Origin of the sequence: Streptomyces asoensis, assembly GCF_016860545.1 — a bacterium.
Classification (GTDB): domain Bacteria; phylum Actinomycetota; class Actinomycetes; order Streptomycetales; family Streptomycetaceae; genus Streptomyces; species Streptomyces asoensis.
In genome coordinates, this window is sequence record NZ_BNEB01000003.1 from 1,029,559 (window position 1) to 1,052,729 (window position 23,171).

29 protein-coding genes are annotated in these 23,171 nt (G+C 71.7%); 10 read left to right on the forward strand and 19 right to left on the reverse strand.

The genetic code is table 11. The annotated features are described in order from the left end of the window. The first annotated feature begins 192 nt into the window (after window positions 1-192). Complete coding sequence (locus Saso_RS17280; protein ID WP_189921269.1) at window positions 193-378, forward strand: hypothetical protein; 186 nt, start codon at window positions 193-195, stop codon at window positions 376-378. On the opposite strand, the gene Saso_RS17285 is transcribed toward Saso_RS17280, so the two are convergent. Both Saso_RS17285 and Saso_RS17290 read right to left on the reverse strand, forming a co-directional pair. After that, window positions 365-1,210: an HAD family hydrolase gene (locus Saso_RS17285; protein ID WP_189921271.1), complete on the reverse strand. Its 846-nt coding sequence runs from the start codon at window positions 1,208-1,210 to the stop codon at window positions 365-367. The two genes, Saso_RS17280 and Saso_RS17285, sit on opposite strands and share 14 nt — an antisense overlap. Further along, complete coding sequence (locus Saso_RS17290; RefSeq protein ID WP_189921273.1) at window positions 1,159-2,043, reverse strand: winged helix-turn-helix domain-containing protein; 885 nt, start codon at window positions 2,041-2,043, stop codon at window positions 1,159-1,161. Before Saso_RS17290 ends, Saso_RS17285 begins: the two co-directional genes overlap by 52 nt. A 153-nt stretch (window positions 2,044-2,196) precedes the next feature. Here Saso_RS17290 and Saso_RS17295 point away from each other — a divergent pair, with 153 nt between their 5' ends. Then, window positions 2,197-2,391: a hypothetical protein gene (locus Saso_RS17295; protein ID WP_189921275.1), complete on the forward strand. Its 195-nt coding sequence runs from the start codon at window positions 2,197-2,199 to the stop codon at window positions 2,389-2,391. On the opposite strand, the gene Saso_RS17300 is transcribed toward Saso_RS17295, so the two are convergent. The 3 genes from Saso_RS17300 to Saso_RS17310 all read right to left on the reverse strand — a co-directional run bounded on the left by Saso_RS17300 (window position 2,381) and on the right by Saso_RS17310 (window position 5,541). After that, window positions 2,381-3,289, reverse strand: a complete 909-nt coding sequence (locus tag Saso_RS17300; RefSeq protein WP_229901228.1) for a winged helix-turn-helix domain-containing protein — start codon at window positions 3,287-3,289, stop codon at window positions 2,381-2,383. The two genes, Saso_RS17295 and Saso_RS17300, sit on opposite strands and share 11 nt — an antisense overlap. A 353-nt stretch (window positions 3,290-3,642) precedes the next feature. Then, entirely contained in the window at window positions 3,643-4,908 is a 1,266-nt protein-coding gene (locus Saso_RS17305) for a GNAT family N-acetyltransferase (RefSeq protein ID WP_189921279.1), read from the reverse strand. Between the two features lie 66 nt (window positions 4,909-4,974). After that, window positions 4,975-5,541, reverse strand: coding sequence for an RsiG family protein (locus tag Saso_RS17310; protein WP_189921281.1), 567 nt, complete (start codon window positions 5,539-5,541; stop codon window positions 4,975-4,977). A 159-nt stretch (window positions 5,542-5,700) separates the two neighbouring features. Here Saso_RS17310 and dtd point away from each other — a divergent pair, with 159 nt between their 5' ends. Beyond that, entirely contained in the window at window positions 5,701-6,126 is a 426-nt protein-coding gene (gene dtd, locus Saso_RS17315; protein ID WP_189921283.1) for a D-aminoacyl-tRNA deacylase, read from the forward strand. 59 nt (window positions 6,127-6,185) lie between these two features. Here the strand turns inward: dtd and ygfZ are convergent, their stop codons facing one another. From ygfZ to Saso_RS17345, 6 genes are all read right to left on the reverse strand, one after another. Further along, window positions 6,186-7,151 carry a CAF17-like 4Fe-4S cluster assembly/insertion protein YgfZ gene (ygfZ, locus tag Saso_RS17320; protein WP_189921285.1) on the reverse strand — a complete coding sequence of 322 codons (966 nt, stop codon included), beginning with the start codon at window positions 7,149-7,151 and terminating at the stop codon, window positions 6,186-6,188. A 10-nt stretch (window positions 7,152-7,161) separates the two neighbouring features. Then, the gene (locus Saso_RS17325; protein WP_189921287.1) at window positions 7,162-7,608 is read right to left on the reverse strand and encodes a Fur family transcriptional regulator; all 447 of its coding nucleotides are present in this window, start codon (window positions 7,606-7,608) and stop codon (window positions 7,162-7,164) included. 16 nt (window positions 7,609-7,624) lie between these two features. Then, window positions 7,625-8,200 (reverse strand): heme-binding beta-barrel domain-containing protein, encoded by a 576-nt coding sequence (locus Saso_RS17330; RefSeq protein ID WP_189921289.1) that lies wholly within the window; start codon window positions 8,198-8,200, stop codon window positions 7,625-7,627. A gap of 230 nt (window positions 8,201-8,430) precedes the next feature. After that, window positions 8,431-9,315, reverse strand: coding sequence for a hypothetical protein (locus Saso_RS17335; RefSeq protein WP_189921291.1), 885 nt, complete (start codon window positions 9,313-9,315; stop codon window positions 8,431-8,433). Then, entirely contained in the window at window positions 9,312-10,160 is an 849-nt protein-coding gene (locus Saso_RS17340; protein WP_189921293.1) for a hypothetical protein, read from the reverse strand. Before Saso_RS17340 ends, Saso_RS17335 begins: the two co-directional genes overlap by 4 nt. After that, a complete protein-coding gene (locus tag Saso_RS17345) occupies window positions 10,157-10,981 on the reverse strand; it encodes a hypothetical protein (protein WP_229901229.1) in 825 nt (274 codons plus the stop codon). The genes Saso_RS17340 and Saso_RS17345 overlap by 4 nt, the downstream gene beginning before the upstream one ends. Window positions 10,982-11,114: 133 nt before the next feature. Here Saso_RS17345 and Saso_RS17350 point away from each other — a divergent pair, with 133 nt between their 5' ends. The 4 genes from Saso_RS17350 to Saso_RS17365 all read left to right on the forward strand — a co-directional run bounded on the left by Saso_RS17350 (window position 11,115) and on the right by Saso_RS17365 (window position 13,808). Further along, the gene (locus Saso_RS17350) at window positions 11,115-11,477 is read left to right on the forward strand and encodes a DsrE family protein (RefSeq protein WP_189921295.1); all 363 of its coding nucleotides are present in this window, start codon (window positions 11,115-11,117) and stop codon (window positions 11,475-11,477) included. A 134-nt stretch (window positions 11,478-11,611) separates the two neighbouring features. Then, complete coding sequence (locus Saso_RS17355) at window positions 11,612-11,986, forward strand: hypothetical protein (RefSeq protein ID WP_189921297.1); 375 nt, start codon at window positions 11,612-11,614, stop codon at window positions 11,984-11,986. After that, a complete protein-coding gene (locus tag Saso_RS17360) occupies window positions 11,983-12,510 on the forward strand; it encodes an RNA polymerase sigma factor (protein ID WP_189921299.1) in 528 nt (175 codons plus the stop codon). Before Saso_RS17355 ends, Saso_RS17360 begins: the two co-directional genes overlap by 4 nt. Next, complete coding sequence (locus Saso_RS17365; RefSeq protein WP_189921301.1) at window positions 12,507-13,808, forward strand: hypothetical protein; 1,302 nt, start codon at window positions 12,507-12,509, stop codon at window positions 13,806-13,808. Before Saso_RS17360 ends, Saso_RS17365 begins: the two co-directional genes overlap by 4 nt. A 31-nt stretch (window positions 13,809-13,839) precedes the next feature. On the opposite strand, the gene Saso_RS17370 is transcribed toward Saso_RS17365, so the two are convergent. The 8 genes from Saso_RS17370 to Saso_RS17400 all read right to left on the reverse strand — a co-directional run bounded on the left by Saso_RS17370 (window position 13,840) and on the right by Saso_RS17400 (window position 19,657). Next, window positions 13,840-14,112, reverse strand: coding sequence for a DUF3099 domain-containing protein (locus Saso_RS17370; protein WP_189921303.1), 273 nt, complete (start codon window positions 14,110-14,112; stop codon window positions 13,840-13,842). 154 nt (window positions 14,113-14,266) lie between these two features. Beyond that, entirely contained in the window at window positions 14,267-14,554 is a 288-nt protein-coding gene (locus tag Saso_RS17375; protein WP_010351646.1) for a DUF1416 domain-containing protein, read from the reverse strand. A gap of 47 nt (window positions 14,555-14,601) precedes the next feature. After that, window positions 14,602-15,441: a sulfurtransferase gene (locus tag Saso_RS17380; protein WP_062645528.1), complete on the reverse strand. Its 840-nt coding sequence runs from the start codon at window positions 15,439-15,441 to the stop codon at window positions 14,602-14,604. 137 nt (window positions 15,442-15,578) lie between these two features. Next, on the reverse strand, window positions 15,579-15,662 hold the full coding sequence (locus Saso_RS39070; RefSeq protein ID WP_351766844.1) for a putative leader peptide: 84 nt from the start codon (window positions 15,660-15,662) through the stop codon (window positions 15,579-15,581). 282 nt (window positions 15,663-15,944) lie between these two features. Beyond that, entirely contained in the window at window positions 15,945-16,682 is a 738-nt protein-coding gene (locus tag Saso_RS17385) for an LmeA family phospholipid-binding protein (protein ID WP_189921305.1), read from the reverse strand. A gap of 131 nt (window positions 16,683-16,813) precedes the next feature. Continuing rightward, complete coding sequence (locus Saso_RS38285) at window positions 16,814-18,523, reverse strand: hypothetical protein (protein ID WP_229901230.1); 1,710 nt, start codon at window positions 18,521-18,523, stop codon at window positions 16,814-16,816. 1 nt (window position 18,524) lies between these two features. Continuing rightward, window positions 18,525-18,779, reverse strand: coding sequence for a MoaD/ThiS family protein (locus tag Saso_RS17395; protein ID WP_189921307.1), 255 nt, complete (start codon window positions 18,777-18,779; stop codon window positions 18,525-18,527). Window positions 18,780-18,817: 38 nt separating this feature from the next. Further along, a complete protein-coding gene (locus Saso_RS17400) occupies window positions 18,818-19,657 on the reverse strand; it encodes an alpha/beta hydrolase (RefSeq protein WP_189921309.1) in 840 nt (279 codons plus the stop codon). Window positions 19,658-19,856: 199 nt separating this feature from the next. Between Saso_RS17400 and Saso_RS17405 the strand changes: the two genes are divergently transcribed. From Saso_RS17405 to Saso_RS17415, 3 genes are all read left to right on the forward strand, one after another. Beyond that, window positions 19,857-20,645 (forward strand): winged helix-turn-helix transcriptional regulator, encoded by a 789-nt coding sequence (locus Saso_RS17405; protein WP_189921311.1) that lies wholly within the window; start codon window positions 19,857-19,859, stop codon window positions 20,643-20,645. Window positions 20,646-20,750: 105 nt separating this feature from the next. After that, window positions 20,751-21,773, forward strand: coding sequence for a LacI family DNA-binding transcriptional regulator (locus Saso_RS17410; RefSeq protein ID WP_189921313.1), 1,023 nt, complete (start codon window positions 20,751-20,753; stop codon window positions 21,771-21,773). A 157-nt stretch (window positions 21,774-21,930) separates the two neighbouring features. Further along, complete coding sequence (locus Saso_RS17415; RefSeq protein ID WP_189921315.1) at window positions 21,931-23,145, forward strand: S1C family serine protease; 1,215 nt, start codon at window positions 21,931-21,933, stop codon at window positions 23,143-23,145. Window positions 23,146-23,171 lie beyond the last annotated feature (26 nt).

Consider the following 23,171-nt stretch of genomic DNA (forward strand, 5'->3'; position numbering starts at 1 on the left):
ACCGCCGCCCGTCCCATGGCAAACCAATCTCAGACAAGTACCGGACAAGTCTGCCTCCGATTGCCGTACAAGTCCCGGACGGCGCAGACCGATTAAGGATCAACCGGCCAGGGGAAATCCAGTTCACGACAACCAGTCCAATTGGACCGGTACTTGCAGGGTTCACCGAGAATGGCAAGGAGGTGGAAGGTCGTGCTCCTGTTATCGGCGCTCTGGGAACTCCTCGCGTTCTTCGCGGGGCTGACCGTCCGGGCCAGACTGGGGGCGGTGGGCGTGATGCTGATGTTCACCGTGGCCGTGGGCGTGCGGGCCCGGCACGACGTGCTCGCCGTCGGGGCGGCCGTCGTGCTCGTGCTCCTGCTGCTCAGGCCGGTCTGACCGCGGTCAGCACCGTCTCCAGCGAGTTCACCACCGCCGTGGCGCCCGCGCCCCTGAGCGTCTTCTCCTTGCGCTCGTTACGCGCGTAGCCCAGGAAGGGCACGCCGGCCTCGCGAGCGGCCAGGAAGTCGGAGGGGGTGTCGCCGATCATCAGCGCGGTGCCGGGCGCCGAACCCATGGCGCGCAGCGCCCGGTTCAGGCAGTGCGGGTCGGGCTTGAGGTGGCTCAGCTCCTGGGTGCGGCCGTAGACGTGCGGCGCGAAGCAGGAGGTGAGGCCGCGGCCCGCCAGATAGGCGGTCGCCACCTGCGGCGAGTTGTTCGTGGTGATGGCCAGCCGCAGCCCCAGCGCGACGAGCGTGCGGATCAGCGGGTCCGCCCACGCCGTGGGCATCGCCGTGGCCGTGGCCTTCAGTTCCTCCTGGGTGAGCCGCTCTTCCAGCTCCGTGACCAGGTCACTGCCCGGATGCCGGCGGTCCACCGCGCGCAGCACGACGTGCGGGTCCAGCGACTCCCGCTCGGACTCCGTCAGCAGGCCGTGCAGACCCCGCCCTTCGAGCCACTCCACGAGACCGTCGGCCACCCCTTCCGCCGAGTGACCGGCGAAGAGCCGGCAGATCGGCCCGTCGAAATCCCACAGGACCACCCTCGCGCGGGTGATCATCTCCCGCAGATCGGCGCTCGCGCTCCCCCCGCCGCTCCCCGTCGTGTTCCCCGTGTCGTCGGTCGTCCCGTTCCCGGTGTCGGCTGCCACCTGTTCAGTCTGCGTCGTATCAGGAGTCACTAGGAGAGTGTCAGGTCCGTCGTGATGGTTTCCCAGAGGGCGTCGAACCACTTCTGGGATTCCTCCACGAACGCGGCGTCGCGCTGACCGGCGGCCTTGTCGAAGGAGAAGAGGAGGGACTCGGTGCCGAGAACGTCGTACATGTCGAGGGTTCCGTTGTCGGTGGCCTCCTCCCGGCGGGTGACCATGTAGTACGCCATCAGCGCCTCCTGGCCGTTGAGGAGGTACAGCTTCACCGGCGGCGTGAAGGGCAGCGCGCGGAAGGTGATGTCGACGTCCACGCCGTGCGAGCGCAGTGCGCGCAGGTTGTAACTCAGCACCTGGCCCTGGGCGTTGCGCATCGCCAGCCAGCGCTGGTGGACGGGGTCCTCGTCGTCGGCGCCGCGCGCCTCGACCGGGACGGGGAAGGCGAGACTGATGTCCCGGGAGGGCAGCAGGATGCGGACGTCGATCCTGGCGGGCTTCAACTGCCCTCCGTGGATCAGCCGCAGCGGCTCCCCCAGGGCCGGGATGAGGCTCTCCGCGGTGAGGCAGGCCGCGTCGATGCGCACATGGGGGGCGGCGAAGGCCGCGGTCAGGCGCGGGGCGAGGCCCACCATCGTGGGCTGGGGCTCACCGTGGTCCGGCGCCGGAGGCTCCGCGATGCGCGGGGGGCTGCCCTTGCTCACGTTGGTGAGCAGCCCGTCGTCCTGGAGTGCCCGCAGGGCCTGGCGTACGGCGCCGCGCTCCACGCCGAACTCGTCGGCGAGCTCGGCCTGGGTCGGCAGCCGGTCGCCGGCCCTGAGTTCCCCGGCGCGGATGCGTTCGCGCAGGGCATCGGCGATGTCGCGGGGTGTGAACCTGCTGCTGCCGTTCACTGCCACGTTCTCCTGGGTCACGACCAAACGCTACAACTTACATCCATCTGGCGGGAGTTGTTTGGAAGTTGTTTAGCAGTTGCCACCAAGTGGGGACAACATAGTCATAGTTGGCAACCAACTTGAGCGAGTTGGCAAAAGGTTTGCCTTCCGCTCCCGTCTCCGAAGGGGGGAACCACCATGCCCGTCCTCGTCCTCCTCTGCGCCGCCTTCGTCGTCGGCGTCGAGCAGACCATCCAGTGGAAGTACGGCACCGCCGGCGCCCTCGGCCTGCTCCTGCTCAGTGTCGGCATCAAGGCCAAGAGCCCGCTCGTCAGCTCCGCCGGCGCCGTGATCCTCGCCCTCCTCGCGACCGGCCCCGCCGTCAGCTCGTGAGCACCAGATCCGAACTGATCGTGTCCCACAGCGCGTCGAACCACAGGTGGGACTGTTCCACGAACGTCGTGTCACGCGGGCCGGCGCCCTGTTCGAAGGCGAACAGCACCGACCGCGTGCCCTCGGCGTCGTACATCTCCAGGGGGCGCTGGTCGACCGTCTGCTCGCGTCTTTTGACCGTGTAGTAGGCGAACAGCGCTTCCGTCCCGTTGAGCAGGTACAGCTTGACGGGCGGGGTGAAGGGCAGCGCCCGGAACGTCACGTGCACGTCGATGCCGTGCGTGGAGCGCAGCGTGAGCAGGTTGTGCCGCAGGACCTGGCCCTGGGCGTTGCGGTGGGACAGCCAGCGCCGCTGGAGCCGCCCGGTCTCCGCGACGTCCACCGGCGCCGGGAACGCCAGGTCGATGTTGCGGGACGGCAACAGGACACGGACGTCGATCTTGGCCGGTTTCAGCTGCCCCGCATGGATCTGACGCAGGGGCTCGCCGATCGCGGCGGTGAGCGAGACCGCGGTCAGGCACAGGGCGTCGACCTCGACGTGTTCGGCCGCGAAGGCCTCCGTCATCCTCGGCGGCAGCCCCACCATCGCGGGCTGCGGGGCGACGGCGGAGCCGGCCGCGAAACCTGCCCCGCCGGGCCGCGGGGCGACCGTCGCCGGGCTCCCCTTGGAGACGTCGGTGAGCAGCCGCTCCGACTGGAGGATGCGCAGCGCCTGGCGCACGGCACCGCGCTCGACACCGAACTCGTCCGCCAGCTTGGCCTGCGTCGGCATGCGCTGCCCGGGCCGCAGCACCCCGGTCCTGATCCGGGTGCGCAGCTCGTCGGCCACCTCGCGGTGCGAGCGCTGCGGCCGCTCCGCCCTCCTCCGCCCATTGACGGAGGCATGTTCCGGCTCCACGTCCGCACAGTACAACTTCCCGCCATCTTTGGGCAGTTCAAAGAGAGATGGTTATAGGACGCTTCCAAACGGACATAAGTACAGTGAAGTTGGCAGCCAACTTCAACAACATGGTCAAACTTTCAGACGGTTGGCCGGTCGGGCTTCCTTCCGGAGGGGAGCCGGGAGCCCGAGCAGTCGGCACCGACGCACAGCCACAACTGAACATCACCCGCACAGCCACAACTTCAGACCGATCGCACAGCCACAACCGAACAGCTACGGATACCCGCACCACACCGGCACCGGTGACCGGGCGGACCGGCCCTCAGGCACGCCGGTCCGCAGGCGCCCGAGGCAGCAGGAAGGAGCCGTCAGAACATGTCCGGGCACCAGGGGCGCCCGGACGTACGCAGCAGGGCGTCGGCCTCCCGGGCGGCGCCCGCTCGTTCTTCCCGGACCCGGCCCAGCGACACCAGCCGCCCCACGGTCTCGTCGCCCAGCCACAGCGTGGCCAGGTCGGCCACGTCCAGGGTGAGGTCGGCGTCCCGGGTGGTCGGCGCGCAGGACGCGCCGTCGGGGGTCGCGTCCAGCAGGAAGCGGCCTCCGGCCAGGCCCGCCCGGTCGACGACCTCGAGGACCGAGACGCCCGACGCGGCGTACGTGCGCGCCTCCAGGGCCCTGACGACGTCCAGGACGCGCACCCACAGCCAGTCCGCCTGCGTGGTGATGCTCGCCGCACGCGGGTCCGGCAGATGGAGCGGCAGCAGGTCGTCCGGCGCGCGCCACCCCGTCCTCACCGTGGCGATCCAGTCGATGGAACACAGGTAGTGCCACAGCGCGCGCTCCGCGGCGGGGGTCACCGCCGTCAGCCAGTTCACCGCCGCCGTGTTGAGCGGCTGCTTGGCGTCGCTCCACTTCTCGTCCGTCCGGTAGGACGCCATGCCCTCGACCACACCGTCCGCCGAACGGTAGACCACGAAGAACGGCTCGACCCAGGCGTCGCCGTACAGCCACAAACGGCCGGTGCGCGCCGCCCACCAGTGCTCGTTCCGGTCGATCACCCCCGCCCGCTCGCGGCGCAGCCGCTCGTGCAGCTGCGGACCGAGCCGGCGGATCTCCTCGCCGTCCGCGAAGTCGATGCGGCCCCCGTCGAGCGGACCCGCCCAGCGCGGGTCGAGGCCGGCCCGGGGCACGTCGATCGACCACTCCGTCATCGTCGTGGCGGGACCGAACCCGTACCGGCCGTAGATCCGGTACTCGGCCGCTATCAGCGTGGCCACCACGTCCCCGCGCTCCTTCGCCGCCGCCAGGTCGTCGGCCATCAGACGGGTGAGGAGACCACGGCGGCGGTGGGTGGGCGCGACGGTGACGTTGGAGATGCCGTCGGCGGGGACGGCCGCGCCGCCCACCGCCGTGAGCTCCTGGTCGAACGAGCGGAACGTCGCCACGCACCGGCCCCCGTCGAAGGCGCCGGACACACGTGAGCCGGCGAACGCGACTCGGCGGTCGGCGAGCATCCGGTCGGGGACGGTGGGCGGCCGCAGGAAACCCGTGTTCACGGCACGGGTCCAGTCGGCGAGCTCCGCGTCGGTGACCGGGCGGACGTCGAGGGGCTGCGGGGTGGCTCGGCGGTTCATGGGATCACCGTAGGCAGGGGCGGGCGCCCGACGCGAAGATTTTTCCCGCCGCCGCCCCCGCCGGTGTCAGACCAGCAGGTCCTCGACCTGTGCCTCGCCCTCCCGGTACCTGCGGGTGATCTCCGCGCCGGAGTCGTCGGCCGTCCGCTGGAGGCGCTGGCGCCGGCTCGACACCTGCTGTTCGTAGCCGACGAGACGGGCCATCGCCTCGTGCAGCTCGGGGTCGGTGCGGGCGTCGAGGTCGGAGAGTTCGACGTCGGCGAGCATGTCCGCGGCCAGGATCCGGTACTCCTCGCTGTGCGGGGTGCCCAGCGTGACGTGCCGGGCCGATGAACGGTGGCGGGCCGGGGCGTCGGTGAGGATCTCCGACAGCCGCTCCACCACGGAGGCCGCGCCCGACGGCGAGCGCCGGGCCAGTTCCGCGCGCAGGATGTCGATACGGCCCTGGAGCAGCCGCCGTACGTAGCTGAGGTCGGCCTCGTCGCGCTGGGCGTCCCGGCGCAGGGTGCGCAGCTCGGGCAGTCCCAGCCGGGTCAGGTCGTGCTCGGGTGGTTCCGCGGGCAGCACGGGGCTGTCGTGGCGCTGTGCCGGCGGCCGGTGTGTCGTGGGCCGCCCGGTACTCGGTGTGCTCATGTCCCTCTACCGTCCCCTCGACCGGCGTGTGGGAAGCATCGTGCCACTCCGCGTGCCCGCCCGGTTACCGAGTCCCCCCGAACGGCCCCAGATAGGGGCTCGAGGATCAGAATTGGGCCCCTCGCGGGTCCGTGCCCGGCACCCGGCATCATGGTCCGCATGCGAGCGGTGGTGCAGAGGGTGGACGGCGCGAGCGTCGTCGTGGACGGCGAGACGGTCGGGGAGATCGACGGCGAGGGCCTGTGCGTCCTGGTCGGGGTCACCCACGAGGACACCGAGGAGAAGGCGGCACAGCTCGCCCGCAAGCTCTGGTCCCTGCGCATGCTGCACGACGAGAGGTCGTGCAGCGACATCGGCGCCCCGCTGCTGGTGATCAGCCAGTTCACGCTGTACGGGGACGCCCGCAAGGGCCGCCGCCCCACCTGGAACGCGGCCGCGCCCGGCGCGGTGGCCGAGCCGCTCGTCGACGAGGTCGTCGCACGGCTGCGCGCGCTGGGCGCGACGGTGGCGACGGGCCGGTTCGGCGCGCAGATGCGCGTCGCGCTGACGAACGACGGCCCGTTCACCGTCCTGATCGAGGTCTAGGATCCGGGTTCCGGGGTCCGGGTTCCGGGGTCCGGGGTCCGGGTTCCGGGGTCCGGGGTCTAAGGTTCCACGACCGTTTCCTGAGCGGCTGCCGTCGTGCCGGCCAGCAGCGGCGCGTCCACCGGCACGTTCCGCTTCACCAGCGCCAGGGCCACCGGCCCGAGTTCATGGTGGCGTACGGACGTGGTGACGAAACCGATCTTGCGACCGTCGGGGTCCTCGTCGGCGACGCGCAGCTCCGTGCCCGCGGCCGGGAGGTGCACCTCGCTGCCGTCGAGGTGGAGGAAGACGAGACGGCGGGGCGGCTTGCCGAGGTTCTGCACCCGGGCCACCGTCTCCTGTCCCCGGTAGCAGCCCTTCTGAAGGTGCACGGCGGTGCCGATCCAGCCGAGCTCGTGCGGGATGGTGCGGTGGTCGGTCTCGAAGCCGAGACGCGGGCGGTGCTGCTCGACGCGCAGAGCCTCGTGGGCGAGGATCCCGGCCGGCGGACCCGCCTGCTCGGCGAACGCCTCCAGATCGACGCGCGGGAGGAACAGTTCCCGGCCGTACGCGGTCTCCCGGACGACGACACCCGGCGGGACGGGGGTGATGGAGCCCGCGGGGAGGTACACGACCGCGAGGTCGGCGGTGCGGTCCGCGACCTCGACCCGGTAGAAGAACTTCATCGACTCCAGGTAGGCGAGCAGCGCCTCCCGGGTGCCGGGTTCGACGTGCATCCAGACGGTGAGGCCGTCGTCCACCAGGTAGAGCGCGTGCTCGATGTGGCCGTTCGCCGACAGGATCAGCGCCTCGGTGGCCTCGCCGACGGGAAGGTCGGTGACGTGCTGGGTCAGGAGAAGGTGCAGCCAGCTCAGCCGGTCCTCACCGGAGACGGCGACCACTCCGCGGTGCGAGAGGTCGACGAAGCCGGCGCCGTCGGCGAGGGCGCGCTGCTCGCGGAACAGGTCGCCGTAGTGACCGGCGACGCCTTCGTCCACACCCTCGGCGGGGACGGCGCCGGGCAGGGACAGCAGGGGGCTCTTCATGGGCCCAAGCCTACGACTTGGTATGTGAACCCTTGAGCGTGCAGTCCTTGCAGCGGCCGAAGATCGCGAAGTGCTTCATGTCCGTGTCGAAACCGAAGGTCTCGCTCAGCTTGTCCCGGAACTCGGCGGCCACCTGCACATCGGCCTCGATGACGTTGCCGCAGTCCCGGCAGACGAGGTGGATGTGGTGGTGCCGGTCCGCCAGGTGGTACGTCGGCGCCCCGTGCCCCAGGTGCGCGTGGCTGACCAGCTCGAGCTCCTCCAGGAGCTCCAGGGTCCGGTACACGGTGGAAATGTTGACCCCCGACGCCGTCTTCCTCACTTCCACGAGGATGTCGTCGGGGGTCGCGTGCTCCAGGGTGTCCACGGCCTCGAGGACAAGCTGGCGCTGCGGCGTCAGCCGGTAGCCGCGCTGCCGCAGGTCGCTCTTCCAGTCAGTGCTTTCAGTGCTCACCACACCCAAGAGTCTAGGACTACTTGAAGAAGGCGATCCCGTCGTCCGGCATGTCGTCGGGGAGGGCCTTGGCCCACCGCTCGACCTCCTCCGGGGTGACGACCTTCTTCAGGTGCGCCGACATGTAGGGGCGCAGCTCGACCTCGGGGGTCTGCTTCTCGCCGACCCACATCAGGTCGCTCTTGACGTAGCCGTAGAGCCGCTTGCCGCCGGTGTAGGGGCCGGAGGCCGCCGTGCGGGCCACCGCGTCGGTGACCAGGTCGATCTGCGGCTTCTTGTCGGCGAGCTCGCCGTACCAGATCTCGACCACGCCGTCGTCGCGGACCATGGTCACCTCGACCTTGCGGTCGGCGTCGATGCGCCAGAAGCCGGACTCCGACTCCAGGGGCCGTACCTTGTTGCCGTCGCCGTCCAGGACCCAGGTGCGGGAGTGGTACTCGAGGAAGTCGCGGCCGTCGTGGCCGAAGGTGACCTCCTGGCCGAAGTTGCACTTCTCCGATCCGGGGAAGTCGTGCACGCCCGCGCCCGCCCAGGTGCCCAGCAGGAAGGCGAGGGGGACGAGGTCCTTGTGGAGGTCGGACGGAATCTCGATCATGAGTGACAGTTCCTGGACGTGGTCGGTCAGCGCTGGCCCTGGTACAGCTTCTTCACGGTCAGACCGGCGAAGGCGAGGACGCCGACGCAGACCAGGACCAGCAGGGCTTCGAAGAAGATCTCCACGGGGTGCTCCTCGGATGAGCGTGCTTCGGGGTACGTACAACAGGGCCGGCCCCCAGCTTACGCGGCCGGGGGCCGGCCCTCCCTGCGAGGTGCTCCCCGACGGGTTCAGTCCAGCAGCTGGCTCTGGAGGGTGACGGTCTGCTGGAACGGGACGGCCGCGGCGGTGCCCTTGCGGGACTGGAGGACCACGGCGACGACGTCGCCCGCGCGCAGGTACGTCTGCCGCAGGTGCTCCGCCCCGTACGGCTTCACCTCGTCGTACGAGTACCGGATGAGGTCCCCGGGGTCGGCGGCCGTGGGGTACCCGTCGTCGAACCGGACGTCGGTGGCGCCGGCGACGGCGTACAGGGGGCCGCCGTAGGAGGTCAGCTTGCCGTAGACGCGGTCGGCCACCGTCCCCGTGTCGAACTGGAGCAGGTACACCCGGGTCCTGGTGCCGTCCCCGGTGGTCCAGCCGCGGGCCGCCGTGTGCCGCAGCCCGTTGTCGACGAGCAGCCGGCCGACCTCGTCACGGTCCTCCTTCGCCGCGAAGACGGCCAGGAAGTCCTTCATCGGCAGCCAGCCGTCGGTGCCGCGCAGCGCCTTGTCGTCCACGGCCCCCTCGGGCGCGGGCAGCACCAGTTCGCGCAGGTCGGCGTAGTGGGCCATCGCCCAGTTCCCGGTGTCGAACGGGCCGGGGCTGCCGGACGGCAGCGGCGGCCGGGTGATCTCCGGGTACGCCCAGCGCCCGTCCGACCCGGTGGCGAGACCGGGCAGGTCCGTGCGCTCCATGCTCGTGATGCCGTACGCCGTCCCGGCCCCGAGCGCGGCGAACACCGTGACGACGGCGGTCCACCGCGCGACGGCCCGGAGCACCCGGCGATCCTTCGGCGCGGCCGCGACGACAGGCGCGACCGGATCCTGCGGGCCGTTCTGTGCGGAGGCTGGACCGGGGGCCGTACCGGGCGCCGGGCCTTCGGTGGCGGGCTCGTGCGGTCGGTCGGTGGTCATACGGCCTGTCCCGGGTCGTCGATGCGGTCGAGTTGGGTGGTGAAGAACTTCGCGACGAACTTCCCGTCGACCGGGTCGGGGGCGGCCGCGGTGACGCTGACCAGCACGTCTCCCACGTACGCGGTGCAGAGCGCGCCGCCCAGCGCCTCGTCCTTGCCCTTGGGCGTCAGGAAGCACCGGGCGTCCGGGTGGCCCTCGATCGCGGGACCCTTGCGCAGGACGTCCATGGCGGCGAGGAAGGCGTTGAACGACGTCGCCGACCGGCGCACGGCCGCGCTGCTCTCCAGGCGCGACAGCGTGACCCTGAACGAGATCGCGTCGGTGACGTTGTACTCGGGCCGCTCGACGACATAGCTGCGCATCGCCATGCCCTTGATGCGCTCCTTGTCGATCAGCTTCTCCAGCTTGCGGCGCGACGAGCCGGGCAGGTCCTTGATGGACTCCTTGCGCAGGGCGGTGGCCTGCGCTCCGCTGAACTCGGCGTCCGCCCCGAACTCCCGGAGGTCGGGGCCGCGGTCGTACCCGTCGGTGCCGAACGGCACCAGCAGGGCGCTCAGCCCCGCCTCGGACGCGCCGTCCGGTGTCTCCTTCTTGTTCTTGCCGTCCGGGGCGGCCGGGGGGAACTTCCAGGTCGGCCTGCCGGGTTCCCGGTCGGCGTCCTGGACGGTCACGGCGGTCCAGCCGACCCCGCCGAGCAGGGCGCAGGCCAGCAGCACGGTCCCGGCCACGGCGGCGATCCGCCCGCCCCGTCCGGCCCGCCCGGCCCCACGGCCCGACTTCCCGCCGGCGACGGGCTCGGGGGTGTCACGCTCCCCGGGGTTCTCGCTCACGATCTGCCCGCTCACAGCTTGCCCACCTGCCGCTCCGCCAGGTCCATGATCTTCGCCTTGGCGATCGGCTCGCTGCCGTAGACATGGATCTCCATGTAGATGTCACCGCGCCAGGCGTGCGCCTCGGCCGAGTACAGCGGGAGGTAGCCCGCCTTCCGCTCGGGCGCGTCGTGCACGTACACCGTCCCGGTGCCCTCGCCGGTGCCGGGAAGGGGCCAGCGGCGGGTGTCGCCCTCCTTGTCCGCCCAGTAGTCGCCGTTCTCGGCCCACTCGGACGCCGCAGGCTTGCTCTCCTGGCGGAACTGCACGAGGGCGATGTCGACCGTGTACGCGTCGCCCACCCGCCACGAGGTCACGGCCGCCCGGCGGAACTCGTCGTCTATGAGGCTGTCGAACGTGCTCGCCGGCCCCTTGTACCGCTCGGCGTAGGCCGCGAGGTCCGCCCAGCCCTCGTCGTCCACCGCCGACGGGTTGTCCTCGGTCCCCTTGGGACGCGGGATCAGCAGCTTGCGCAGATCTCCGTCCGTCCTGACCCGCCGGTCCTGCGCCGCCGACAGCGGCTCGGCCTCGCCCTGCGCCTGCGCGACGACCGGCTGGGAGAGCGGCGGCAGCGCGGTCGGTGCGCGTCCGGCCTGGACCAGATACCCGGTGCAGGCACCGGCGACGACCCCGAGCACCGCGGCCGCGGCGAGCATCGCGGCCGTCCGTCCGCGCCTGCGGGGCCGCGCCCGGGGCACGTCGTCCCCGGTGTCCGCCGCCACGGCCGCCGGCGCGACCGCCTCTTCCTCCGCGGGCCCGCCGGACTCGGCGGACTCGGCGGACCCTGTCGCACCCACTCCCTCTTCGGCCCTTTCCGGACCTTCCACTACATCCCCCTCTGAAGCTCGAAGCGCGTGGTTCCGTCTCGCGCTTCACAGGAGACCCATGATCAACACCGGCAGTTGTGGCGGAGTTGATTACGATTCAGGTATGGCGAAGAAGCTCGTGATCAAGGTGACAGCGGGGGCCGACGCGCCCGAGCGGTGCTCTCAGGCGTTCACGGTGGCGGCCGTCGCCGTGGCCAGCGGGGTCGAGGTGTCCCTGTGGCTGACCGGTGAGTCCGCGTGGTTCGCGCTGCCGGGCCGGGCCGCCGAGTTCGAGCTGCCGCACGCCGCTCCGCTGCCCGGTCTGCTCGAGTCGATCCTGGCCGGCGGACGGCTCACCCTGTGCACCCAGTGCGCGGCCCGCCGGGACATCACCGAGAAGGACGTCATCGAGGGCGTCCGCATCGCCGGAGCCCAGGTGTTCGTCCAGGAGGCCCTGGCCGACGACACCCAGGCACTCGTGTACTGAGGCCGGCGGGGCGGGTGCACCGGGTGACGCGTCGCCCATTCTTCCGATTACCGCCGGGTCGTCAGACGGCACCCCGTTCGCCTCTTCTCTGCGTCAGGGTTACCTCCTCCCCACGCATCGAAGGACGAACCATCGTGCACCATCTCGCCCCGAGCGCGATCCTGGTGGTCGGTCTGCTGGCTCACACGCGGGCGATCTGCCTGTGGGTCCGCGACCGTTCTCGTCAGCGGCTCCACTGCGCCGTTCTGAGAGAACTCGCCCGCACCGGCGGTACCGTCCGCGAAGAGCACCGCTCGCGCGCGGGCTCGGTCCTGATCTGGGAACTCCACCTGCCGCGGGCCTGGACCGACGGCTGCGGGCCCGCCCGCTCCCCGCGCAGGATCCCCGCGCCCCGGCCGCCGCGCCGCCGCCGGTGCGGTACCGGTTCCGCCACCCCCTTGCGCGGGACGCCCCGCCCCTCCGCCGTGCGTGACGCAGGCACCGCGGGTGAAGCGGGCGGGGGCCGGTGACCGAGCGGAACCGCGACGGCAGAACCCCGGACGGGTCCCATGCCGCGTTCACCCAGCTGTTCGACACCTCCTACGAACAGGCCGTGAAGTTCGTCCACGTCCGCGCACCGGGCGCCGACGTCGAAGCGATCGTCGAGGAGGCGTTCGTCCAGGTCCTCACCCGATGGGACACGATCGAGAACCCGGCCGCCTATCTGTTCAAGGTCCTCCTGCACGGCGTCAACGGACACCACCGCGAGCGGGTGAGGGAGGTCCGTCTGCACGAGCGGTTGCGCGCCGCCAGGCCGCGCGAGACCACGGCCGACCCCCTCGAAGGAAAGATCATCCATGACGACGTCATCGCCGCCTTCCAGGAGCTTCCGTCGGCCGTGCGCGAAGTCGCCGTCATGCACTGGTTCCTGCACAAGCCACCGGACCAGGTCGCCGAGGAACTCGGCAAGAGCCGCAGCACCGTGACCACCCAACTCACCCATGCCGCTCGACGGCTCCGGGAGTTCCTCACCACGAGGGAGGAGGAGCGATGACCGAGGAGACACCCGACGCGAGGTCCGGGATCCACCTGGATCCGTCGGTCGCCGCGCAGATCGCGGTGGCCGAGGACCATCTCGCCTCCCACCTTCCGCTGCTCACCGCAGAGGCCAAGACGGCCATGCTCGCCAGGATCAGGGCCGCGGCGCAGGTCCGTCCCGCGCCTGCCGTCACCGCCACCGGCGCCGCCACGGCGACGTCCAGCACGACGGGAGCCCTCACGCCGGCCGCCCGGTCGCACGGTCGGGTGGCCGCGGACTCCCCCGGCGAAGGCGCGGTCGGTGTCATGGTGCACCGCCGTGTGACCGCCTTCGCCCGGGCCCTGGAAGAGACCCGCCGGGATCCGCACGGGGAAGGAGCAGACGCACCGCACCCGGAGCGGGCCGGCGACGACACCGAGCAGTCCCGGCTCGTCGCTCTGGCGAGCGGTCTCGGATCACTGCCGTCTCCCGCGCTGGATCCCGAGGTCAAGGTCGTCCAACGGGCACAGCTGGTGGCCGCCATGGAGCAGATGCTCCATGAGGGTTCCCTCGCGGATCCCGCCGTGCCCGTCCTGCCGGAACAGTGCGCACGGCGGCGGTCCGCACGAGGCCGTGTCCGCGGCCCGGGCGGGGGCGGGCGGCCCGGCCCGGCCGCGTCCCTCCGGCGCCGGTCGCGGTTCGGCCGTACGCTCGCCGCGCTGGGCCTGGTCATGGCGGTCGGGTTCGGCGCCTTCGGCGGGCTCGCGGCCTCCAGCACGGACGCGCTGCCGGGTGACGCGCTGTACGGCGTGAAGCTGCGGGCCGAGGACTGGCGTCTCGACATGGCCGACGGGGACACCGAGCGCGGCGCGTTCCACCTCGAGTTCGCCGCCAGAAGGCTGGTCGAACTGCGGGAACTCGAAGAGGACATCGCCCGGCAGAACGCGCGGGCCGGACGTTCCGGGCCCGTCGACGGCGACGCGTACGGGGACGACCTGCGCCAGGTGCTGCTCCGCCTGCTCCGGGAGACCACCGCCGGACGGGACCTGCTGGTGGGCGAGTACCGAAGGACGGGATCGCAGGCGCCGATCACCGTACTGACCGTGTTCTCGCGAACCCACCGCGGGGAGTGGGCACGCGTCCGCGACCGGCTCCCGGCACGGCTGGAGGGCGTGGCCGGTGAGGTCTCGGTCGCCTTCGACTCCATCGAACGGACGTCGAGGACGCTCCGGGAGCCGCCTGCGCGCGCCGCAGGCCCGTCCCCCGCGCTCTTCCCCGGCTCCACGGAGGAGGAGGATCCGGGGGGCGGGACCCGCGGGTCGGCCGAGACGTAGACCGTGTCCGGGACGGGGCGCCGGGCCCGGCCTAGGGTCTGTCCTGGGGACGGCGTTTCTTGCCGTCGAGTTCGTCCCACCACTCGTCGGACTTCGGGTCGCCCGAGGGGTCGTCCCACCAGCGGTCCTCGGGGCCGCGGCGGTTGGCGACCATCGCGGCGAGCGGGGGGATGACCATGGCGACCACGCACATCCCGACGGCCACGGGGATCGACCAGATCCGCACGACTCCCCAGGCCAGGACGAACAGCGCGATGCAGGTCCCCATCATCGCGAAGTAGACGTGCCGGCGGCGGGCGTACATACGTCCAGGGTAGAACCGGCACGGCGGATCCGGCAGCCGCGAGGTCCGGCGGGGCGGGCGGACGCGAGCGGGGCCGGGCAGGCGGAAGGGCCGTGCCCCACGGGTCCCTCGACCCGTGGGGCACGGCCCCTCGTCGTGCGTGCCGAGCCCTGGCTCAGACCGCGATCGCGACCTCCGCGAGGCCGCCCTGCTGGGCGACGACCGTGCGGTCGGCGGTGGCGCCGGGAACGAGGGCGCGGACGGTCCAGGTGCCCTCGGCCGCGTAGAAGCGGAACTGTCCGGTGGCGGAGGTCGGGACCTCCGCGGTGAACTCGCCGGTCGAGTCCAGGAGGCGGACGTAGCCCGTCACCGGCTCGCCGTCCCTGGTCACCTGACCCTGGATCGTGGTCTCACCGGGCTTGATCGTCGAGGCGTCCGGGCCGCCGGCCTTCGCTCCACACATGTGCTTCTCCAGAGGGGTCTGACCGGAAGGTCGGTCGGGTGGTGGGATTACTTGTTGGCGCCGAGCTCGATCGGGACGCCGACGAGGGAGCCGTACTCGGTCCAGGAGCCGTCGTAGTTCTTGACGTTCTCCACGCCCAGCAGCTCGTGCAGGACGAACCAGGTCAGGGCCGAGCGCTCGCCGATGCGGCAGTACGCGATGGTGTCCTTGGCGAGGTCGACCTGCTCGTCGGCGTAGAGCTCCTTGAGCTCGTCGTCCGACTTGAAGGTGCCGTCGTCGTTGGCGTTCTTCGACCACGGGATGTTGCGGGCGGACGGGACGTGGCCCGGACGCTGCGACTGCTCCTGCGGCAGGTGCGCGGGGGCGAGCAGCTTGCCGCTGAACTCGTCGGGCGAGCGCACGTCGACCAGGTTCTGCGAACCGATGGCCGCCACCACGTCGTCACGGAAGGCACGGATGGACTTGTCCTGCGGCTTGGCCTGGTAGGAGGTCTCGGGGCGCTCGGGCACCTCTTCGACCAGCTCGCGGGCGTCCAGCTCCCACTTCTTGCGGCCACCGTCGAGAAGCTTGACGTTGTCGTGGCCGTAGAGCTTGAAGTACCAGTACGCGTAGGACGCGAACCAGTTGTTGTTGCCGCCGTAGAGGATCACCAGGGTGTCGTTGGCGATGCCCTTGGCCGACAGGAGCTTCTCGAAGCCCTCCTGGTCGACGAAATCACGGCGTACCGGGTCCTGGAGGTCCTTGGTCCAGTCGATCCGGATGGCGTTGCGGATGTGGTTCTTCTCGTACGCGGACGTGTCCTCGTCGACCTCGACGATGGCGATGTCGGCGTTGTCGAGGTTGGCCTCGACCCAGTCGGCGTCGACCAGGACGTCACTGCGGCTCATGCTCGTTCTCCTCCGGGGCAGTTGCGGCGGGGGTGTGCAAGAAAGAGAGGTGCGCGGCCGGGTCTCGCCGGCGGCCGGCGCACGGATGCCCTCGGACGAGGGCGCCGGGAGGTGCGGAAGGCCGGCGGCGCTTCCGCTCAGAAGGTGCGACAGAGCATGGCGGCGACGCGGCACAGGTCTACTGCCCGCCGCTTCGTGAGATCCGCCTGTCGCTGCATCATGCCGACGATCGTAGGGACGGACGGGCGGGCGTGTCACCAGTGTGCCGAATGGTGAGATGCGATCGTCCGGATGCCGAGACATGGAAGGCGCCCGGGCCGTTCCCGCACGGCTTCCGGGCGCTTGTGTCCGTCGTCACCCCTGTGGTGCGGACGGTGTCGTCTCGCCTGTCGGACGCTCGCCGTCCACCACGGGACGGCCGCCCGCCGGAACCGGCCGATTCCGGCCGGTCCTCGTCAGGTCTGGCCGGTTCCGGACGGTTCCGGTCGGCCCAGTGCTCAGCCTTACCCGGCCAGCTTGACGTTCGAACCCTTCACCGAGATCTCCACACCGTTCTTCCCCGCCTGCACCTGGTCCAGCTTGATCCCGCCGGGCAGGTCGTCGATCTTCTGCTCGAAGTCGGTGATCGAGCGCACCTCGCTCTCGGCGGCCCGCACCCCGCCGAAGCTGGGCAGCGAGTCGGCGTGCACCCGGACCGTGTCGCCCTGGACGGTGACCGTGCTCAGGACGTAGACGGGCTGCGGCAGCTTGGTGCCGAGCACGGTGGCCTCGACGGCGACCTTGACCTTGCCGTTGCCGCCGTCGGAGAGACCGACCACGTTGGCGGTGACGCCCCGCATCACCTGCGTCGGCTCGGACTTGGCCGTCTTCAGCAGCTCCGCGTAGGTGATGGACGCGGTGCCGGAGGCGCTGGAGGCGGTGGCGGAGCTGTAGTCGCCGGAGAACTCGACGCCCTTCATGTCCGCCTGGAGGTCGTCGATGCGGATCGAGCGGCCGTCGGTGCCGGTCGCCGCCTCGTAGTCCTTGATGCCGACCTCGACGTCGTCCAGCGAGCCGCCGGCGACCTGGGTCAGGAACGGGAAGCCCTTGATGGACACGTCCGGAGTGGTGGCGAGGCCCTCGTGGGACTTCAGCTTGTCGGCGACCTCACCCTCCGCGAAGTTCACGGCGAGGCGGTCCGCGAGCACGAACAGGCCGCCCAGGACCACGACGACGACCAGCAGTATTCGAAGCGCACGCATGCGGTAGTTCCCCCACCCGGATGGCCTGAACGGTTCATTGACAACGGTTCAAGGTAACCCCGCGCGGCGGGGTCACCCCTCGTTTTGTCGATCACCTGTGACAGACCATCACCGGATTTTGCCCCTTACCGCTACGCCAGCGCCCGTCCGAGCACGTAGACGGCCGGCGCGGCCGCGGCCAGCGGCAGGGCCACGCCCGCCGTGAAGTGGACGAACCGCGACGGGTAGTCGTAGCTCGCGACCCGGTGGCCGACGAGCGCGCAGACCGCGGCGCCCGCGCCGAGCAGCGCGCCCTTGGCGCCCATGCCGGTCATCCCGCCGACCGCGATGCCCGCGCCCGCCGCGGCGAGCAGGGCCACCACGACGGAGGCCGGGGTGGGCAGCGGCAGCGCCCGGGCCAGCACGGCGACCGCGACCGCGGCCGCGCCGACCGTCACCGCGTCCGGTTCGGCGCCGAGGTGCCCGGTGGCGAGGACCGCCAGCGCGGAGGACGCGACGGTCGCCATCAGGCCGTACATCCGCTCGTCCGGGTCGGCGTGCGAGCGCAGCTGGAGCACCAGGCAGAGCAGGACCCAGACGCCCAGGGTGCCGAAGATCGCGGCGGGCGCGTTCTCCCGGCCCGCCACGAGGAGCGCGGCGTCCGAGACCAGCGCGCCGAGGAAGGCGAGGGCGATGCCCTGGCGGGCCGGCCACATGCCGTTCAGCCGGAACCAGCCCGCCGCCGTGACGGCCTGGAGCACGACGAGCGGCACGAGCAGGGCGTACGACCCGACGGCCGCCGCACCCGAGAGGAGGAGGCCGAGGACGGCGGTGAGCGCGGCGGGCTGCATCCCGGGCTCGATGATCGGCGAACGCCCTTCGAGCCGGGCCCGCTGGGCGTCGGTGACGCGGGCGTTGCCGGCGAGGGTGGCGGGGCCGTAGCTCATGCCGGTGCTCCCGGTGTCCTGGTCGGGGGTGTGCGCGGGGGTCCCCGCGGGGGCGTGGGCGGAGGGTGCGGACGGAGCGGAGGCGGTAGGCCGGTGAGCGGTCCGGGGCGTCGGGGCCTGCCGGTTCGCCGCCTGGGCGTGGTCCTGCGCAGGGCTCTGCCAGTGGCCCGCCTGTGCGGGGTTCTCCGGCGGCAGGGGGGCCGCGCTCACGCCGGGGCCGCCGTGGGCGGGGGCGTCGCCGTAGCCGGACGTGGCGCCGTAGCCGGACGTGGCGCCGTAGCCGGACGGGCCGCCGTGCCCGGACGGGCCGCCGTGCCCGGACGGGCCGCCGTGCCCGGACGGGCCGCCGTGCCCGGACGGGCCGCCGTGCCCGGACGGGCCGCCGTGCCCGGACGGGCCGCCATACGCGGAGTGCCGGAGGTCGTAGGCGGCCGGCTCGTGGCCGAGGGCTGCCTGCTGGGAGCCGTAAGCGGCCTGCTGAGAGCCGTGGCCGGCTTGCTGGGAGCCGTAGGCGTCCTGCCGGGAACCGTGACCGGACTGCTGGGAGCCGTGGCCGGCTTGCTGATGGCCGTAGGCCTGCTGCGGGTCGCCGTAGGCCTGCTGGGGAGCGCCGTACGCCTGCTGGGGAGCGCCGTGGTTCGGGGTCTCGCCCGTCTGCGGAGGCAGATAGGCGGTCGCGGCCGGGTCCGCGGGGGCGACCGGCGGCTGGACGCTGGTCTCCCAGGTCTGCCCCTGCCACTGCTGCGTGTGCTGGAGGTGGGCCTGCGGGTCCTCGTACGCCTGCCCGCGCTGTCCCTGCTGCTGTCCCGGCCACTCCTGGCGGGGCTGCCGGGTCGGCCGGGGGTGCTGCTGGGCGTACGGGTCGTACCCCTCGGGGCCCTGGTGGCCCTGGTGGTCGTACGGCTGGTCGGTCATCTCACCCTCCTGCGAACGGCGGGAGCACCTCGACCGTGCCGCCGTCGGCCAGCCGTACCGTCTCATGTTCGCGGGTGCCCACGGGGTCACCGTCGACGAGGAACGAGCATCGTTGCAGGACACGCGCGAGTTCACCGGGGTGTCGCGTACGCGCGGCGTCGAGCGCCTCGGCGAGCGTGGCCGCGTCGTGCGGCTCCTCGGCGACCCCGGCCGCGGCCTTGGCGGCCGCCCAGTAGCGCACCGTCACCTTGGGCATCTGGTTCCTCGATCGGATCGGCTGTGTACACGGTCAGGCTAGCCCGCCCGCGCGACCGCCCAGTCCCCTATGCGGGCCAGCAGGCCGTCCCCGGCCGCGTGCTCGGCGTGGCCCATGCCCGGCTCCACCCACAGTTCCGCGTGGCCCGGGGCGGCCCCGGCGAGCATCCGGGGGTGGTCCAGGGGGAAGTAGCCGTCCCGGTCGCCGTGCACGATCAGCAGCGGGGCGGGCGCGATCCTCGGCACCGCCTCGACCGGGGACAGCGGGACGGGGTCCCAGTCCCGGTGGTGGATACGGGTGCGGAAGCCGTAGCGGCCGACCAGGCGGCCCGCGGGGCGGGTGACCATCCAGTGCAGCCGGCGCATGGGGGCGGTGCCCCGGTAGTACCAGCGCGCGGGGGCGCTCACCGAGACCACGGCGTCCACCGTCCCGGGGTGGAGCGCCGCGTGCCGCAGGACCACCGAGCCGCCCATCGAGAAGCCGACGGTCACCACGCGCGTGTGGCCGAGCGAGCGCGCCCACTCCACGGCGGCGGCCAGGTCGAGCACCTCGCGGTCGCCGACCGTCGAGCGTCCGCCGGAGCGGCCGTGCCCCCGGAAGGAGAAGGTCACGACGGCGCCGTGGCAGGCGAGGGCGGACGCCACGCGCCGCACGTGCGGGCGGTCCACGTCGCCGGTGAACCCGTGGGCCACGACGAACACCGGGTGATCGGTGCATGGACGGGAGGTGTCGTATACGACCGCACCCGGTTCGTATACGGAATCGACGGAAATCCCGTCGGCGGTGGGCAGAAACGTCCGCAATGGTGCGCACGTGCCCGTCTCGGAATTCGGACGGACGGTGGAACGTGCCACATGACCTGCCGGACCGCTGCTCATGTGGGCTATTCTGCTGGACAGAGGACTCGGGCAGCGTTGCCCCCGGGTCCTTTTGTGCTTTCGGAAGCGTTGTATACGAAATGGGAACCGGGCGGGAAACGCCAGGTGACCTCAGGTGTACGGCCCCCGGGATCGCAGAGCAGTGCCGCAAAGCGCAGTGCCGCAATGTCCTCGCAGGGACCGAGGAGGAACCGGACGTATGAGTTCTCTGCTGCTCCTGACCAACGCTCTCCAGCCGTCGACGGAGGTGCTTCCCGCCCTCGGCCTGCTGCTGCACAACGTGCGCGTGGCCCCGGCGGAAGGACCCGCCCTCGTCGACACCCCCGGCGCCGACGTCATCCTGATCGACGGCCGCCGCGACCTGCCCCAGGTGCGCAGCCTGTGCCAGCTGCTGCGCTCGACCGGCCCCGGCTGTCCGCTCGTCCTGGTCGTGACCGAGGGCGGCCTGGCCGCCGTCACCGCCGACTGGGGCATCGACGACGTCCTGCTGGACACCGCGGGCCCCGCCGAGGTCGAGGCCCGGCTGCGGCTGGCCATGGGCCGCCAGCAGATCGTCAACGACGACTCCCCGATGGAGATCCGCAACGGCGACCTGTCGGTCGACGAGGCGACCTACAGCGCCAAGCTGAAGGGCCGGGTCCTGGACCTCACCTTCAAGGAGTTCGAGCTGCTGAAGTACCTGGCCCAGCACCCGGGCCGCGTCTTCACCCGCGCCCAGCTGCTCCAGGAGGTCTGGGGCTACGACTACTTCGGCGGCACCCGCACCGTGGACGTGCACGTACGGCGGCTGCGGGCCAAGCTCGGCCCCGAGCACGAGTCGCTCATCGGAACCGTCCGGAACGTCGGTTATCGATTCGTTACGCCCGAGAAGGGCGAGCGCGGCGGCGACGACGCGAAGGCCAAAGCGGACCGCTCGGAGCGGGCAAAGGACGACAATGCGGACAACCTGACCGCCCGGGACGCCGAAGAGGTCTCGGCGGAGGCGTAGTACCCGCCGGTAGGCCGGGCGCCCGTCCGAAGAGGGCGCCGCCCGCGCCCTGGCAAGCCTCTGTACGCCCTGCCCAGCACGGGTCCATCCGCGTAGACTCCGCGCGTGGCCAAGGTGACTCGGGACGATGTGGCGCGACTGGCGGGGACTTCGACCGCCGTCGTCAGCTACGTCATCAACAACGGACCCCGGCCGGTCGCCCCGGCCACGCGCGAGCGCGTTCTCGCAGCGATCAAGGAACTGGGGTACCGGCCCGACCGGGTCGCCCAGGCCATGGCGTCCCGGCGCACCGACCTCATAGGTCTGATCATCCCGGACGCCCGCCAGCCGTTCTTCGGCGAGATGGCGCACGCGGTCGAGCAGGCCGCCTCCGAGCGCGGGAAGATGGTGCTGGTCGGCAACACCGACTACGTCGCCGAGCGCGAGGTCCACTACCTGCGCGCCTTCCTCGGGATGCGCGTCTCCGGCCTCATCCTCGTCAGCCACGCGCTGAACGACCTGGCGGCCGCGGAGATCGACGCCTGGGACGCCCGGGTGGTCCTGCTGCACGAACGCCCCGAGGCCATCGACGACGTCGCCGTCGTCACCGACGACCTCGGCGGCGCCCAGGTCGCCGTCCGCCACCTCCTGGAGCACGGCCACCCGTACGTGGCCTGTGTCGGCGGCACCGCGGACACCCCGTCCGTCGGCGACCCCGTCTCCGACCACGTCGAGGGCTGGCGGCGCGCGATGGAGGAGGCCGGTCTCAGCACCGAGGGCCGGCTCTTCGAGGCGCCGTACAACCGCTACGACGCCTACCGCGTCTCCCTCAAGCTGCTGGCGGGCCCGGACCGGCCGCCGGCCGTCTTCTGCTCCACCGACGACCAGGCCATCGGCCTGCTGCGAGCGGCCCGGGAGCTGCGCATCGACGTGCCGGGCGAGCTGGCCGTCATCGGCTTCGACGACATCAAGGAAGCCGCCCTCGCCGACCCGCCCATGACAACGATCGCATCGGACCGCTCGGCGATGGCCCGGGCGGCCGTCGACCTGGTCCTCGACGACGGGCTGCGGGTCGCGGGGTCACGGCGCGAGCGGCTGAAGGTGTTCCCGTCGCGGCTGGTGGTCCGGGGCTCCTGCGGCTGCGAGTAGCGGCCGCGCGCGAGCCCCGTACGACGCGTCTCTGAGACGTTGCTGAGAGGCTCCGCACGAACGCGGGGCCGGTCTTTATATCGGGCATACGAGGTTCTGGCGGGCTTCTCAGCAAGCACTCAGGAAGCTCTCATGGTCGCGCGGGAAGCTTCTTTCCATGACCGAGAGCATCCGCCGCAGCGGCGAGTACGAGAACTTCGAGAACCCGTACCAGGCCCCGTACGAGGGCGCCCAGCAGCAGGCCTCCGCCTCCCCCGTGGGTTCCTCCCCGGTGAACCCGGAGTGGCCGCCGCCGCCGGCGTACGAGCCGGTCACCCATCCCACCCAGCAGCAGCCCGCGCAGCCCCCCTATGGGCAGCCCCCGTACGGGCAGCCGGTCGTCGAGCCCACCGCGGTGTGGCAGACCCCGGCGGCCGCGGGCGCCGGCGGCGGCAACGGCGGCGGGACCGCTCTCCTCACCCCCGTGGCCGCCGAGCCCGGCCCGGCCGGCAGGAAGCGCGCCCGCGGCCCGTTCGCGCTCCTGGCCGCCGTGGCGATCGTCGCGGCCGCGATAGGCGGCGGCACGGCCTACGGCATCCAGGAGCTGACCGGCAAGTCCGAGGTGGTCTCCTCCTCCACCACCACCAGCGTGGTGCCCTCCAGCAAGACCGGTGACGTGGCCACCATCGCCGCGGCGGTCAGCCCGAGCGTCGTCGAGGTCAGCGCCACGCTCAGCAACGGGACCTCCACCGGCTCCGGCGTGATCATCACCAGCGCAGGCGAGATCATCACCAACAACCACGTCATCTCCGGCGCCACCTCCATCAAGGTGAAGACGAGCGACGGCAGGTCGTACACCGCCCAGGTGGTCGGCACCGACAGCAAGAAGGACCTCGCGCTCATCAAGCTGGAGAACGCGTCCGGCCTGAAGCCGGCGACCCTCGGCAACTCCGACGGCGTCAAGGTCGGCGACACGGTCGTGGCGATCGGCTCCCCCGAGGGCCTGACCGGCACCGTCACCAGCGGCATCGTCTCCGCGCTGAGCCGGGACGTGACCGTCTCGACGGACGAGAGCCAGAGCCAGGGCCAGGGCGGTCAGGGCGGCGGCAACTGGCCCTTCCAGTTCGGCGGCCAGCAGTTCAACGGTGACACCGGTACGTCCACGACGACCTACAAGGCGCTCCAGACGGACGCCTCCCTGAACCCCGGCAACTCCGGCGGCGCGCTCATCGACGCCGGCGGCAACATCATCGGCATCAACTCCGCCATGTACTCCGCCGCGGCGGACTCGTCCTCCTCCGACGCGGGCAGCGTCGGCCTCGGCTTCGCCATCCCGATCAACACCGTCAAGGCCGACCTCGCCACCCTGCGGGCCGGCGGCTCCGACAGCTGAGCCCACACCACCGAGCCAGGGAGCAC